14 protein-coding genes are annotated in these 13,182 nt (G+C 35.7%); 10 read left to right on the top strand and 4 right to left on the bottom strand.

The window, feature by feature from the left end:
• Nucleotides 1–136: 136 nt before the first annotated feature.
• On the top strand, nt 137–346 hold the full coding sequence (locus J2786_RS14020; RefSeq protein WP_047433948.1) for a hypothetical protein: 210 nt from the start codon (nt 137–139) through the stop codon (nt 344–346).
• Nucleotides 347–661: 315 nt separating this feature from the next.
• On the opposite strand, the gene J2786_RS14015 is transcribed toward J2786_RS14020, so the two are convergent.
• Nucleotides 662–2,290, bottom strand: coding sequence for an AraC family transcriptional regulator (locus tag J2786_RS14015; protein ID WP_047433949.1), 1,629 nt, complete (start codon nt 2,288–2,290; stop codon nt 662–664).
• Between the two features lie 301 nt (nt 2,291–2,591).
• On the opposite strand from J2786_RS14015, the gene J2786_RS14010 reads away from it, so the two are divergent.
• A complete protein-coding gene (locus J2786_RS14010) occupies nt 2,592–3,752 on the top strand; it encodes a thioredoxin family protein (RefSeq protein WP_047433951.1) in 1,161 nt (386 codons plus the stop codon).
• 219 nt (nt 3,753–3,971) lie between these two features.
• Here the strand turns inward: J2786_RS14010 and J2786_RS14005 are convergent, their stop codons facing one another.
• On the bottom strand, nt 3,972–4,994 hold the full coding sequence (locus J2786_RS14005) for a 3-oxoacyl-ACP synthase III family protein (RefSeq protein ID WP_047433952.1): 1,023 nt from the start codon (nt 4,992–4,994) through the stop codon (nt 3,972–3,974).
• Between the two features lie 73 nt (nt 4,995–5,067).
• On the opposite strand from J2786_RS14005, the gene J2786_RS14000 reads away from it, so the two are divergent.
• From J2786_RS14000 to J2786_RS13980, 5 genes are all read left to right on the top strand, one after another.
• On the top strand, nt 5,068–5,967 hold the full coding sequence (locus J2786_RS14000) for a magnesium transporter CorA family protein (RefSeq protein ID WP_047433954.1): 900 nt from the start codon (nt 5,068–5,070) through the stop codon (nt 5,965–5,967).
• Between the two features lie 98 nt (nt 5,968–6,065).
• On the top strand, nt 6,066–7,652 hold the full coding sequence (locus J2786_RS13995) for a patatin-like phospholipase family protein (RefSeq protein ID WP_310025619.1): 1,587 nt from the start codon (nt 6,066–6,068) through the stop codon (nt 7,650–7,652).
• A 33-nt stretch (nt 7,653–7,685) separates the two neighbouring features.
• Nucleotides 7,686–9,155, top strand: a complete 1,470-nt coding sequence (locus J2786_RS13990) for an FAD-binding oxidoreductase (RefSeq protein ID WP_047433957.1) — start codon at nt 7,686–7,688, stop codon at nt 9,153–9,155.
• Nucleotides 9,156–9,161: 6 nt separating this feature from the next.
• Nucleotides 9,162–9,662 carry a DUF2199 domain-containing protein gene (locus J2786_RS13985; protein WP_047433959.1) on the top strand — a complete coding sequence of 167 codons (501 nt, stop codon included), beginning with the start codon at nt 9,162–9,164 and terminating at the stop codon, nt 9,660–9,662.
• 4 nt (nt 9,663–9,666) lie between these two features.
• A complete protein-coding gene (locus J2786_RS13980) occupies nt 9,667–9,894 on the top strand; it encodes a hypothetical protein (RefSeq protein ID WP_156121553.1) in 228 nt (75 codons plus the stop codon).
• A 14-nt stretch (nt 9,895–9,908) separates the two neighbouring features.
• Here J2786_RS13980 and J2786_RS13975 read toward each other — a convergent pair whose 3' ends face one another.
• Nucleotides 9,909–10,439, bottom strand: a complete 531-nt coding sequence (locus J2786_RS13975; protein WP_047433961.1) for an NAD(P)H-dependent oxidoreductase — start codon at nt 10,437–10,439, stop codon at nt 9,909–9,911.
• 91 nt (nt 10,440–10,530) lie between these two features.
• Between J2786_RS13975 and J2786_RS13970 the strand changes: the two genes are divergently transcribed.
• The gene (locus J2786_RS13970) at nt 10,531–10,896 is read left to right on the top strand and encodes a winged helix-turn-helix transcriptional regulator (RefSeq protein WP_047433963.1); all 366 of its coding nucleotides are present in this window, start codon (nt 10,531–10,533) and stop codon (nt 10,894–10,896) included.
• Nucleotides 10,897–11,144: 248 nt separating this feature from the next.
• On the opposite strand, the gene J2786_RS13965 is transcribed toward J2786_RS13970, so the two are convergent.
• Nucleotides 11,145–11,693 (bottom strand): DNA-3-methyladenine glycosylase I, encoded by a 549-nt coding sequence (locus tag J2786_RS13965; protein ID WP_310025615.1) that lies wholly within the window; start codon nt 11,691–11,693, stop codon nt 11,145–11,147.
• Between the two features lie 163 nt (nt 11,694–11,856).
• Between J2786_RS13965 and J2786_RS13960 the strand changes: the two genes are divergently transcribed.
• Entirely contained in the window at nt 11,857–12,771 is a 915-nt protein-coding gene (locus J2786_RS13960) for an alpha/beta hydrolase (RefSeq protein ID WP_047433965.1), read from the top strand.
• 38 nt (nt 12,772–12,809) lie between these two features.
• A complete protein-coding gene (locus J2786_RS13955) occupies nt 12,810–13,166 on the top strand; it encodes a hypothetical protein (RefSeq protein ID WP_156121555.1) in 357 nt (118 codons plus the stop codon).
• Nucleotides 13,167–13,182: the final 16 nt, after the last annotated feature.

Genomic DNA, 13,182 nt, shown 5'->3' with positions numbered 1-13,182 from the left:
TTTATCTTTTATCTTTTATCTTTTATCTTTTATCTTTTATCTTTTATCTTTTATCTTTTATCTTTTATCTTTTATCTTTTATCTTTTATCTTTTAATCCTTATATTTGATTACATCAACAATCAAAATTAACTATTATGAGAAAATTATGGATAGGAGCAGTTCTTGGACTTCTTTTCCTTGGAAGTTGTGCTCAAAACAAAGAAAAAAGAGAGGAATATAAAGATGCTCACGATAAAGATTCTTTAAGAAACAGAATGGGTGATTCTGCTGTAGCAAACTCTATACCTTCACCCACAGCCTCAGATACTTCAAAAGTAAAAACCGACAGTACGAAAATTAAATAAAATCACAAATCCACAGAAAATCTGTGGATTTGCACTTAAAAAAACTTGACTGAAAAAAAACCGGGCAATCAACCCCGATTATAAGATATGATACATATTCTGATCAGAATATTTCCTTAAAAAATTAAAAATGGGAATGCAGTTTCTCTTACGATGATCTTAATTCAGAATTGAAATAAAAGTGATAAGCTGTAACAGATTGTCTTGTGCACTGTGAAACTGCCACAAAGATATGACAGCAAAGGTTTCCTTTAAAATAATAGGTTGTTCATTTTCGTGAAAATGGTAAGATAGAATTACATAAAGTCTCTCTATTTAATCATTTTCAGGAAAATGAACATTTTTATCGGATTGTTTTTCAGCATCCAGGTATTTGATATATGCTGACGGAGAATAGTCTGTAACGGCCTTAAAGACAGCAGCAAATTTGCTGTGTGAAGAGAATCCGCACTCGTCAGCAAGGATACTTATTTTATACTGTCGGTACTTGTCATCATTGATAAGCTTGTCTACTATATAGTTGATTCGTAAACGATTGATATATGTTTTGAAATCCGCATTCTTATGCTGATTGATTACATAAGACAGGTATTTTGTATTGGTATTCAATTCACCTGCAAGGAAAGACAAAGACATCCCTTTATTGTTGTAAAGATCCCCTTTTTCAAACTCTTCAAGAAGTTCAAGCAATTTAGATTCTGTCTCAGAAGTCATCAGAGAGTCATTCCTTCTTCGGTTGGCTTCAGAGTCTTTTTCATCAATTTCTTCCACAAATATGTTCGAAAACTCAGAATCGTCAGATTGAGCTAAAGAATAATGAGTTCTGGTACCGATCATATTTAACTGCGCTCTTATAATATTTCTGAACTTTGAACGCTGTTTTCTCTGCTTTGTCCTGAAGAAAATAAGTAGGCCCACCAGCGAAGTAAACAGAATAATAATGGCTGCATTTTTCACCAGATTCATCTGCCCTCCTTTTTTATGGGGCTTTCCTTTCAGAGGCTCGGTTCCCTTTGATGCAAAACTTTGATTACGGGCTGCAATACTGTCGTAAGCACGGATATATTTCACCGCATATAATGAAGCTTTAAAATTGTCCCCGATTCCTTCATAGTAATCATTAATATTGGAATAAACTGCTTTTTTAAGCTTAAGGCTTCGGGATGTATCTGCAATTTTCTCTGCTTTTTTAAGATATAGTTCAGCATCTTTCCAGTTTTTCTGCTTCAGACGGATTCCTCCCAGGCCATTGTACACCAACCCCAATGTACAGCTTCCATTTTTCAGCAGACCTTCTGCTTTTCGATAATAATTTTCGGAAACAGAATAATCATTAAGTTTGAAATAGACATCTCCCAACAGCTGATAAGAGGCTGCCGCCGTTCTGTTTTCATTAGAACTGTTTATTTTTTCAAAATATTCCAGAGAAGACTCAATATTCCGTATTGCATTGGGAAAATTCCCCATCTCCATTTCATAGAAGGCCATTTCCTGATTCAGCAGACCTGCCGCTTCATTACTTTTCTGAAAATCAACAATCTGAGCTGACGCTTGCAGCCCTTTTACAATATATTTTTTTGACCTTTCGTATAACCCTACCTGTCTATATTGCCTCGCAAGTAATCTGGTCACCACAGCCATCCATTCGGGATCATTGATCTGATTGATTACGGAGTAGGCATTTTCGCTGTAACAGATTGCTTTTTTAAGTTCACCTGCATGATGGTATAGTTCTGAAGAGAGCACAAGGCATCTTATTTTCTCTGAAGGTTTCTGTGCCTTCATGTAGAGAGAATCTGCGGTTTTGATGGCTTTGGGTAAATCCTTATAGGCTGTTACGGAAGAGGTTCTCTCACAGATAAGGTCAAAGTTACTTTTTTTCTGAGCGAATATGGGGACTGCCGTTGCCAGCAAAAACAAAAATTTCAGGAGATTCTTAGACATACAAAAACAAATTATTATTTTTATTTTATAATAATTCATCATTATTTTCACGGGGTGTCTTTTTGTTTTTTACAAAACTAGTGATATTTTATTTTTTATTAAAACATTATATTGAAATTTAATCATTTAACCTAAACCTGTAATTTACATTAATTTTAATAATAAGACTAAAACAATATACGATTATCTTCAATATAAGCTGAAGCCTGTTTTAAAACCAAAGTTCCTGTATAATTATTTTCAATATGAACGGCTCCGGTGTCATCATATTTATTACATTTGCATGGAATAAAAAGTTTTTATGAAAAAAATAGCCATACTTTCCTCAATCTTTATAGGAGCTCTTGCATGGGCGCAGGGAATTAAATTTGAAGAAGGCAATTTTGCCTCTATTATTGCCAAAGCGAAAAAAGAAAAAAAACTGGTCTTTATTGATGCATATGCCTCATGGTGTGGGCCTTGTAAACTGATGGTTAAAAACATTTTCCCACTTCAGTCTGTGGGAGATTACTACAATTCTCACTTTATCAATGCTAAAATTGATATGGAAAAAGGAGAAGGAATTGAGCTGGCAAAAAAATATAATGTTAAAGCATTTCCTACTTACCTGTTTATTGACGGAAACGGTGAAGCTGTACACAGAACGTTAGGATATGTGGAAGAAAAAGACTTTATCCAGTTTGCAAAAGACGCGGAAGATCCAAACAAAAGACTCACTTCTCTGAAGCAGCAGTTTGAAAAAGGCGAAAAAGATCCTGAGTTTTTAAAGAATCTTGCCGGACTTACTATGTATAACGATGCGGAGTTTGCAGGGAAAGTTCTTAACCGCTATTTTCAACAGAAAGCAAGCTTAGATCAGGAAGATATCCAAATGCTTCTTTCAGGAGTACAAACTACAGACAGTCCTCTGTACAAAATTTTCCAGGATAAAAAAGCAGATATCATTAAATTCTTCCCGGAAGATAAATATGAAAAGTTTGATAAAAATATTAAACTGAACACTATTTCTAAAAAAGCATATAATCCGGATACTAAAAAATGGGATGATAACTATTTCATGGCTGAAACTCAGAAATTCCTGAGCAAAGAAGAGGCTGACAAGATCTTAAAAAGAATGAAAGCCAACAGAGCGTTAAAGAATAAAGATATTCCTGAATATGAAAAACTAATTCTTGATATCTATAAAGATTATTCCGGAGCTGGTTCTGAAGAGCTGAATTCTCTTGCATGGAACTTCTTTGAAAATGTGAGCAATAAAACGTCTCTGGAAAAAGCCATTGCATGGGCTCAGGAGTCTGTAAAGAAAGATCAGAACTTTGCCAATACAGATACTTTAGCAAACCTTTACAATAAGGTGGGTGACAAGAAAAATGCAAAAATGTGGGCTGAAAAGTCTATTGAACTGGCAAAAAGCACAGGACAGGATTCTACAGACACCGAAAAACTATTGAAAAGCCTTTAATTAGGATATATAAAATAAAAACCGCAGAACTTTGATTCTGCGGTTTTTTTTATATTGTTTAGTGAGTAGGAATGGTAAAAGCAACCCGTCAAAAATTCTTTGAATTTTTGCCACCCCTCCAAAGGATGGGAATTTTCACGCCTTCAGTTGTAATATAAGTAAAAATGAAGCTTTCCTAATGCTTTAGTAAAGATACAATAGCGATTTATTCTCTCTTTTTTAGTATTCAAACAGAACACTTCCCCATGTAAACCCACTTCCGAAAGCAGAAAGAAGTACAAGGTCTCCTCTTTTGATTTTTCCCTGTTCAATCGCTTCACTTAAAGCAATAGGAATGGAAGCAGCGGTTGTGTTTCCATATTTCTGGATATTATTGAAAACCTTTTCATTGGGTAACCCGAATTTTTCCTGTACAAACTGAGCAATTCTAAGGTTTGCCTGATGTGGAATGAACATATCAAGATCTTCAACTGTTTTTCCCGCTTTGTTCAATGCTTCCATCATGGTTTCGGGAAATCTTGTTACGGCATGCTTGAATACGAAGTTTCCGTTCATGATTGGGTATACTTCTTTGTTGGTTACGTTTTCAGGCTCTTTTCTCATTCTGTCGCTCCATCCGAATTTTGAACCCGGAAACTGAGTGCAAAGCTCATCTGCATATTTCCCTTCAGAATGCATATTGACAGCTAAAATATCTCCTGCATTTTCATCTTCTGAAGCTGAAAGTACCACTGCTCCTGCTCCATCTCCGAAAATAACAGACACGCCTCTTCCTTCGTCAGAAAAGTCCAGTCCGAAGGAATGAACCTCTGCGCCTACCACAAGAATATTTTTGTAAGTACCTGATTTAATAAATGCGTTGGCAACACTCATAGAATATACAAATCCTGAGCACTGATTTCTCACGTCCAATGCTCCAATGGTATCACATCCAAGCATATCCTGAAGCAATACTCCACTTCCAGGAAAATAGTAATCCGGAGAAAGGGTTGCAAAAACAATAAAATCAATATCTTTTGAGGTAAGACCTGCATTCTGAATAGCTTTTTCTGAAGCTTTAAATCCTAAATAAGCAGTAGTTTCCTGAGCGTCATTCCTGTTTTTTCTATGTCTTCGTTCCTTGATACCCGTTCTTTCCGTAATCCACTCATCATTGGTAGTCATTAGTTTTGCTAGATCATCATTTGTAACAACGTTATCTGGAACATAAAATCCCACCCCTTTTATTGTACTTTTAATCATATAGTTTTTTAATTTTGGCAAAGATAAAACTTATTTAACACATAGTTTTTCAAAATATTAGTATTTTTACTTTATGCCAATTGACACGTTATACAGAACCTCCCAGTGCGAATGGGTAGATGTAGAGGCTCCTACTTTAGAAGACCTGAAATTTCTTCATGAAAGATATGAAATCAACAATCTTCTTCTGGAAGATACGATGGATCCCAATCACCTTCCGAAATATGAAGAAGACGGAAATGTAAAATTCTTCTTACTCCGTGAAAGTACAGAGCTGGAAAGAAAAAATCTGAACACCATCAGTGATATCAGTACCAAGATTGGAATTTTTCTGGTGGAAAATACCATCATCACCATTCACAGGATGAAAACCAGAAGTATTTCCGAGACCAGGAAAAAAGTTACCCTGATTCAGGAAGACCTTAAGCCCCAGCAAATCATGCTGATGATTGCGATATTGATTATGAAAAGTTTTGATGATGAATCTTTAAGTCTGTTTGAAACGATGGACAATATTGAGAATGAGATTTTTCTTAAAAATACCAATCATACCAGCCAGATCCGCCGTCTTTACAAACTGAAACGAAAATCAGGGTTGAATTCAAGGGTGCTTGTGATTTCTACAGATGCCATTGATAAATTTAAATTGCTGAACTTACAGGACTCAGAAATTGTGGATTTAAAAGATAAGCATAAAGACGTGGTGGCCGATTTTGATCATTTGAATATTCAGATTACCAACCTTATTTCCATGTTCCTGGCACTTTCAGACCAAAAGGCCAACCAGGTGATGAAAGTTTTGGCTATTTATTCGGTTTACTTCTTACCCATCACCTTTATTGCCGGAGTTTATGGAATGAATTTCGATAATATGCCTGAGCTTCATCATAAGTACGGATATTTTATCACATTGGGAGCAATGGCAACAGTGGTGATCAGTACGTTTATTTATGTGAGACGAAGACAGTGGTAATGGCATAAAACAAAGACACAAAGATCTTATTTTCCAATAAAATACAGCCTGTAAAATCACTTCTGTCTCTAATCAACACCTCATCAAAACAAAATACCATGACTACTGAAAACCTAAGCAAAATTCTGGAAGATCCTTCTCTATCGCAGGCATCCAAAGATAAATTGCTTGCTTTACACGAGAATATCTCTGCCAAAGAATTCTCTGATCTTCTGGATCAGAATGGCAGTCAGTATGTAGAATTTGTACAGGAAGGTGGTGGTGTCTGGGGAAGCGCATTGGTAGGCTATCTTTATGGGCTGGAAATATTTGGAATCCGTTTTCTGAAAGTGGCAGGTACAAGTGCCGGAGCTATTAACACCATGCTTATTGCTGCCTGTAAGACCAAAGAAGAACCTAAAAGCGAGCTTATCAAGGATATCCTTTTCAGCTGGAATTTTGCAGATTTCATGGATGGGAAAACCTATGTAAAAACTACTCTCCATGCGATGCTTAACAACAAAGATTTCTTTAAAATCAATGCTGTTATTGCCGCTATCCTTTTTATGATTCTCATCAGCATTCCTTTTCTAGCTCCTTCCACAACGATCCTGAATGCAAAACTGATGTTTTTGATTCCTTTGATTCCAGCGGTTATTCTCTTTTTCTGTATTAAAAAGCTGTACAATAATTTCAGGAAAGAAAACAGCGGACTGAATCCCGGAAATGTTTTTCAGAATACCATGCAACATGCGCTGGATCAGTTTGGAATACAAACTGTTGCCCATCTCAACGAAAAATTCATTCAGAAAGAAAGTAACCTCAACCTCAATTACCGCTATGGGAACGGGCAGGAATATTATCTGATGGCTCTGCAAAGCATCGAAAAAATTAAAATCAAAAATCAGATACACATTGACCAAACCCGGTACAGAATTTTCTATGAAAGTGCTGTAAATAACGACTATTATAAAAACAATCCGTTCTACCTTCTTAAATCTGAATATGTTGTCATTACCACTGATATCAATGCCAAAATTAAGGTAGAGCTTCCTACGATGGCCAATCTATACTGGTCTGAAGAGGAACTGAAGCACATCAGCCCTGCTGAATTTGTAAGAGCTTCTATGGCAGTTCCTTTTTTCTTTGAGCCTTTCCAAAAACAAATCAATAAAGACGATGATTCTGTAAAATATGCATGGAGATACTGGATGAATACCAAACCTGAAGACATCAACCCTGCCGGGGTTTTCATTGATGGCGGCAGTATTTCCAATTTTCCTATTGACCTGTTTCATGCTGATGAAGTCTTTTATCCGAGAATGCCACTTTTCGGAGTTCAGCTAACCAGTGATTCTGCGATTCTTTCTGAAAAAGGAAAAACAAGTGAAGAAATCCTTAAGACCCCTTTCAGCTACGCCGGAAACATCATCAGTACTCTGAAGGGCTTTAATGATAAAACATTCCTTACCAAACATACTTTTTACCGCTCTTACAGCATACAGAGCGTCAATTGTGGCACCAGCAGCTGGCTGAATTTCTTTATGAAAAAGGAAGAAAAAGAAGAACTTTTCAACAGAGGCTTTCAGGCTGCTCTAGATTTTCTCAACACCTTCAACTGGGAAAAGTATAAATATGAAAGAATGATGCTTACGATGAAAGAGAAAAAAATACTCAAAGAAGAAGATACGCCTACCGTAGGATAAGGATTTTTGAGTATTTTAGCTTTTTAAATAACCATGAAAAAGAGACCTTTTTTTATTCTTGGGATCGCGATGATCCTTATTTTTATTTCTATTCCTGTTATTCATGTTCTTAAAACAAAATGGAGCGAATCTGATCGTAAGAATGAAATTCCTGAAGGGTATACTAATGATGCGAGCCAGCTGAATTTAACGAAAATTGATACACTCATCAAAGTTCCAACTTCTAAACCAGAAATTGAAAACCAACTTCGCCAGATCATACAATACGCAAAGAAAAAGAACTTAAAAATATCGATTGCCGGGGCTCAGCACAGTATGGGAGGACACACCATCTATCCTAACGGAATTCTTCTGAACATGCTTCCTTACAAACATATGGAACTGGATGAAAAGAACAACATCCTGACAGTTGGTTCGGGAGCTCTTTGGGAGGATGCCATTAAATACCTTGATAAACATGGAAAATCTATTGCCGTGATGCAGGCATTCAGCTCTTTTTCTGTAGGTGGATCGATGAGTGTTAACGGTCACGGGTGGCAAAAAAATCTTCCTCCTGTTTCTTCCAGTGTTGTTTCCTTCACCCTGATGGATCAGAATGGAAAAATCCTTCATTGCAGCAGAGAAGAAAACCCGGAACTTTTTAAGCTGGTAATTGGCGGTTATGGCCTTTTTGGGATTATTCTTGATGTTCAATTAAGAGTGGTAGATAATATTGCTCTTCAGTATAAATATATCCGTCTAAGTGCTGATCAGTATCCGAATTATTATAAAAAATTCATTTCCAAAAATCCTGCTGTTAACCTGGTTTTCGGAAGATTGAGAATTTCTGATAAACATTTTCTGGAAGAGGCTACGATCAATTTTTTTGAGAAAGCTAATGAAAAACCTTTACCGCTGCCCCTTCAAAATGCCAAAAATGAAGAAACAAAACGCCTTGTGTTCAGAAGTACAGTCAATAGTGAATATGGAAAAAGGCTTCGCTGGGATCTTGAAACCGGAATGAATAAAATAACCAGAAATGCAGTATATTCCAGAAATGAGCTTCTGAATGACCACGTTTCACTCATTGAAAACAAAGATCCTTATTCTACAGATCTTTTGCAGGAGTATTTTATTCCGGAGAGAAACTTCAGCCAGTTTATTAAAGATATAAAACCTGTGTTGAAAAGTTCTGGTTTAGATTTGCTTAATATCACCATCCGTGCTGTGAAAAAGGATGAAGACAGCTATATGAATTATGCGAGAGAAGATGTATTTGGATTTGTATTTTTATTCAATCAAAAAAAGACGGACAAGCAGGAAGAGGCCATGAAAATATTAACGAATAAACTTGTTGATATTACATTAAACAATGAAGGAACGTTCTATTTACCTTACCGTCTTCATATTGACAGAGAGAAAATGAGAAAGGTATATCCACAGGCAGAATCTTTTTTTGAGCTGAAAAGAAAATATGATCCTTCTGAGATCTTTGACAATAAATTTTACCAACATTACAAATAAAATACGATGACGAAATACATCTGCCAGTGCTGCGGAGAAGAGAAAGAAGACTGGCCTGCAATAGCCTATTCATACCCTTATTTTTACTCCTGCTTATCTGAAGAAGAATTGAAAAATGCTGAACTCAGTTCAGACCTTTGCATTGTAAAAGAGGAAGAAGATACCCATAGATTTATCCGTACTGTTCTTGTACAGGAAGTCACAGATGACTGTAGAGACCTGGATTATGGAATCTGGGTTTCACTGAGTGAAAAAAGCTTCAATGAATATGTTGAAAATTATGATAATAAAGATTTCGAAGCTGAATATTTCGGATGGCTTTCCACCTATCTTCCGGATTATGAGTTTGAGGAGAGTGTTCCTACAACGGTGGTGGTAAATAATTCTGTCGGAAGACCTTTTGTCTATCCCCATCAAAGCTATGATCATCCGTTTGTACACGATTTTTATAATGGGATTACAAAGGAAGAAGCAGAGAAAAGAATCAATCGGGTTTTAAACAAATAGAAAAATGAAATCAATTTACAAGTACCTCTTTTTTATCGGATTATCAATGTTTGTTCTATCCATTATAATGTTCTTTACGTCTGTAGGATTATTTACGGCAAGAGGAGGTTATTCTGAAATCATTGTAAAGTTAGGTGAAATTTCCTTTCTCCTGTGGTATCCTTTTTTAATTATGGGAATATTTTTAACCATCTTAGGAATAGGAATCTATTTTTCAAAAACCTCAAAATAGATTCCTATTGATTTCTATAAATTATCCAGAAACTCCAGATACATCGGAATACTTCTGTTGATCCATTCATCGGAAGAATCTCTTTCAATTCCGTAATACACAAAAGGTTCTTTATAATCGGCTTTTATATAATCAAAAGTCAGCTCATAAGGTCGGAAAAGTTCCTTCATGGTATATTTATATTCTCCCGATTTAGAATATCCATCTTCATCTATTCCTGCGGTAACAGCCAGTGTCATTTTCTTTCCAGCCAGTTTGAAACCGCTGTTGCTTCCATATGCCCAACCATATAAAACCACCTCATCCAGCCATTGTTTTAAAAGCGGCGGGCTGCTGAACCAGTAAAACGGAAACTGAAATATAATTTTGTCATAAGATTCCATCATCTTTTGCTCTTCCGCCACATTAATTTTTCCATCAGGGTAAGCTTTGTACAGTTGATGAACAGTATATTTTTCAGGATATTTTTTTAATTCATCGATCCATTTTTTATTGATCACTGATTTTTCAATATCAGGATGCGTCACAATCACTAATGTTTTCATTATGTTTAAATTTCTGATACAAAATTACTGCACATAACTTACATTTTGTACATTAGCAACCTATTGTATGGTACTATAAAAAATGTAAGTAATGACTAAAATAAAGGAAACCTCAACTAATTTTGCCAATAAAAAAGCGCTTGCTGATGAATGCCCTGAAATTTATGCATCCAACATTATCGGAGGGCAATGGGCATTGGCAATATGCTGTTATCTGATCAACGGAAAAATGAGATTTGGGGAACTTAGAAAAAAGCTTCAGAACATTACCGAACGTATGCTCACCCTTCAGCTTCGCAGGCTGGAAGAAGACAAAATCATTACCAGAACCGTGTATGCTGAAGTTCCTCCAAGGGTAGAATATGAACTTACAGAAATCGGGTACAAACTGAAACCCATTATTCTGGAGTTTGAAAAATGGGGAAAGGAGCATAAGCAGATTATGGATAGCGAATAAAAAGATTTTGGGTTAAAGAATTTTCACTGTATTATTGATGATCAATGTTACCTGTTCTGCCTATGACAGATCCGGAAAAGTGTAAGCAGTACAATTCCTGTATCCGGCAGCTTATAAAAAGTGATCTGATCAGACCAATAGGAACGGGTTTAGCCCGTTTACTACAAATTAAAATTTCAATTGGCTTTAGCCTGAACTTAAAATCTTAGCGAACCGGATTGAGCTTTCTTTTTCTTATTCTGAATTTATTATTTATTCCACAAAGGCTTTTGAACTAATACTTTCGAATGTATCGGACAACTTTCGTGATGAGCTCCTTTCAGATATCCTGTACTCATAAGAAATTCGTTGACAATTTCTCCTCCTGTAAATTTGAAGTTTTTTTTGAATAATTTCATCCATTCCTGCAATGTCAAAGGATGATGATGTTCCAGCCATTTTTCGAATGAACCAAATTCCTTCTGCAGTTCAATAATTGTTTTGGCATTTTCAATGGCAGCATTCACTTTTAGTTTATTTCTGATAATTCCCGGGTCACTCAGAAGTCTTTCGCGGTCTTCTTCCGTATAAGCTGCAATTTTCTGAATATTAAATTGATCATAAGCTTTTCTGAAACTATCTTCTTTTTTCAAAACCGTTTCCCAGCTTAGTCCTGCCTGATTAATTTCAAGAATCAGTCTTCCAAATAATTCATTATCATCATGAATAGGAAATCCGTAATAGTTATCATGGTAATTTTTGTGCAGTTCTTTTCTGCTTGCAGGCTGCATGCCTTCTATGGCTAAACAATAACTCATTTCAATGTTTTTTATATTTGTGTACAATTTCTGATCTGTAAAGATAAACAGGAACTGTGACAACTGTCCGTCAGCAGTATTTTTATTTTTAAATTAAATCATATTTCAGTCTTTTCCTCGGATTAAAGAATATTTAGTAGTTTAGAAGACTCAAACTACCATCATGAAATTTCTGTTTTCCAGCCTTTTTATTATAACATCAATTTTTTTCAACGCACAGAATTTATATTCTAAAGCCTACGGAAATCCGAAAAAGCCTCCTGTTATTTTTATCCATGGCGGACCGGGTGGAAATGCAACGTTGTTTGAAGGAACTACGGCTCAAAAGCTTGCCGACAAGGGATTTTACGTCATCGTTTATGACAGACGCGGTGAAGGTCGCTCAAAAGATGAAAATGCAGCCATGACATTCAAAGAAAGTTTTGAGGATTTAAAAGGTATTTATACAACTTATCATCTTCAAAAAGCCAATATACTTGCTCATAGTTTTGGTGGGATTATCGGGACTTTATTTACATCTCAATTTCCCGAAAAAGTCAATTCGCTTACTCTTGCCGGAGCTTTATTTACCCAGCAGGCAACCTATGATCATATTCTAAAACTGGCTAAAGAACATTTTAAAAATGATTCTGCCCAACTCAAGGAGATTTCTGAAATAGAAAATCTTGATAAAAATTCTGCAGCCTATAGAAAAAGATGTTATGAAATAGCGGGTAAGCTCAATTTCTTCGATATGCCCCATCCTACTCTTAAAAGTGAAATGCTGAGAAACGAATATAAAACGGGCGAATTTTCCAGAAACAATATCAGAAATGCTGATTCACCCCTTAAATTCTATAAAAATGAACCTCTGAACAACCTTGATAATACTTCTGTTTTAAAAGACATCCGAAAAAAAGGAATTCCCCTTTTTGCTGTGTATGGTAAGAACGACGGAATATTTTCAGAAAAACAGCTGAATGATCTTAAAAATATCGTTGGACAGAAAAATTTCAGGCTTATTGACAACTGCTCTCATTATTTATTTGTAGATCAGCAGGACGATTTTTTAGAATTTATTAAGCTTACATTGAAATAAAGTGTAGTTTTGTAATCATGCCCAATTCAGGAGTCCATATGAAAAACTATAAAGCAATCGTTACGGTGCTTATTTTGGTGTTTTCATTATCTCCATGCGCTGTAAAACGGAATGTTCTTGATATTTTTGACATTCAGTTCATCAGCGGACTGAATAAGGTAAAAACAACGTCATCAATTTCCTTCAGCTGTGATGCGGCATCTGCTTCTTCCGGAACTTCGGTTGTAAAAAACAAAACTCAGAACCAATATAAAGATTCTTTTTCCAATCTTTATACAACCACAGGAAATTCTTTTGAAAGGAAAATTTTCCTTAATGACTATTCCGGGCATTCTACCGGCAACAGCCCTCCGAAGTATATTCTATTTAAAAGACTGAAGCTTACTCTGGTTTAAAAAATTTTAACCCAAT

Source organism: Chryseobacterium vietnamense, assembly GCF_031454475.1.
Taxonomy (GTDB): Bacteria; Bacteroidota; Bacteroidia; order Flavobacteriales; family Weeksellaceae; genus Chryseobacterium; species Chryseobacterium vietnamense.
This window is presented reverse-complemented; position numbering and strand designations above follow the sequence as displayed.

What these genes read in the sequence shown, in the direction of transcription:
- J2786_RS14020 (WP_047433948.1), top strand. Translation starts at nt 137, where the DNA reads ATGAGAAAATTATGGATAGGAGCAGTTCTTGGACTTCTTTTCCTTGGA.
- J2786_RS14015 (WP_047433949.1), bottom strand. Translation starts at nt 2,290, where the DNA reads ATGTCTAAGAATCTCCTGAAATTTTTGTTTTTGCTGGCAACGGCAGTC.
- J2786_RS14010 (WP_047433951.1), top strand. Translation starts at nt 2,592, where the DNA reads ATGAAAAAAATAGCCATACTTTCCTCAATCTTTATAGGAGCTCTTGCA.
- J2786_RS14005 (WP_047433952.1), bottom strand. Translation starts at nt 4,994, where the DNA reads ATGATTAAAAGTACAATAAAAGGGGTGGGATTTTATGTTCCAGATAAC.
- J2786_RS14000 (WP_047433954.1), top strand. Translation starts at nt 5,068, where the DNA reads ATGCCAATTGACACGTTATACAGAACCTCCCAGTGCGAATGGGTAGAT.
- J2786_RS13995 (WP_310025619.1), top strand. Translation starts at nt 6,066, where the DNA reads ATGACTACTGAAAACCTAAGCAAAATTCTGGAAGATCCTTCTCTATCG.
- J2786_RS13990 (WP_047433957.1), top strand. Translation starts at nt 7,686, where the DNA reads ATGAAAAAGAGACCTTTTTTTATTCTTGGGATCGCGATGATCCTTATT.
- J2786_RS13985 (WP_047433959.1), top strand. Translation starts at nt 9,162, where the DNA reads ATGACGAAATACATCTGCCAGTGCTGCGGAGAAGAGAAAGAAGACTGG.
- J2786_RS13980 (WP_156121553.1), top strand. Translation starts at nt 9,667, where the DNA reads ATGAAATCAATTTACAAGTACCTCTTTTTTATCGGATTATCAATGTTT.
- J2786_RS13975 (WP_047433961.1), bottom strand. Translation starts at nt 10,439, where the DNA reads ATGAAAACATTAGTGATTGTGACGCATCCTGATATTGAAAAATCAGTG.
- J2786_RS13970 (WP_047433963.1), top strand. Translation starts at nt 10,531, where the DNA reads ATGACTAAAATAAAGGAAACCTCAACTAATTTTGCCAATAAAAAAGCG.
- J2786_RS13965 (WP_310025615.1), bottom strand. Translation starts at nt 11,693, where the DNA reads ATGAGTTATTGTTTAGCCATAGAAGGCATGCAGCCTGCAAGCAGAAAA.
- J2786_RS13960 (WP_047433965.1), top strand. Translation starts at nt 11,857, where the DNA reads ATGAAATTTCTGTTTTCCAGCCTTTTTATTATAACATCAATTTTTTTC.
- J2786_RS13955 (WP_156121555.1), top strand. Translation starts at nt 12,810, where the DNA reads ATGAAAAACTATAAAGCAATCGTTACGGTGCTTATTTTGGTGTTTTCA.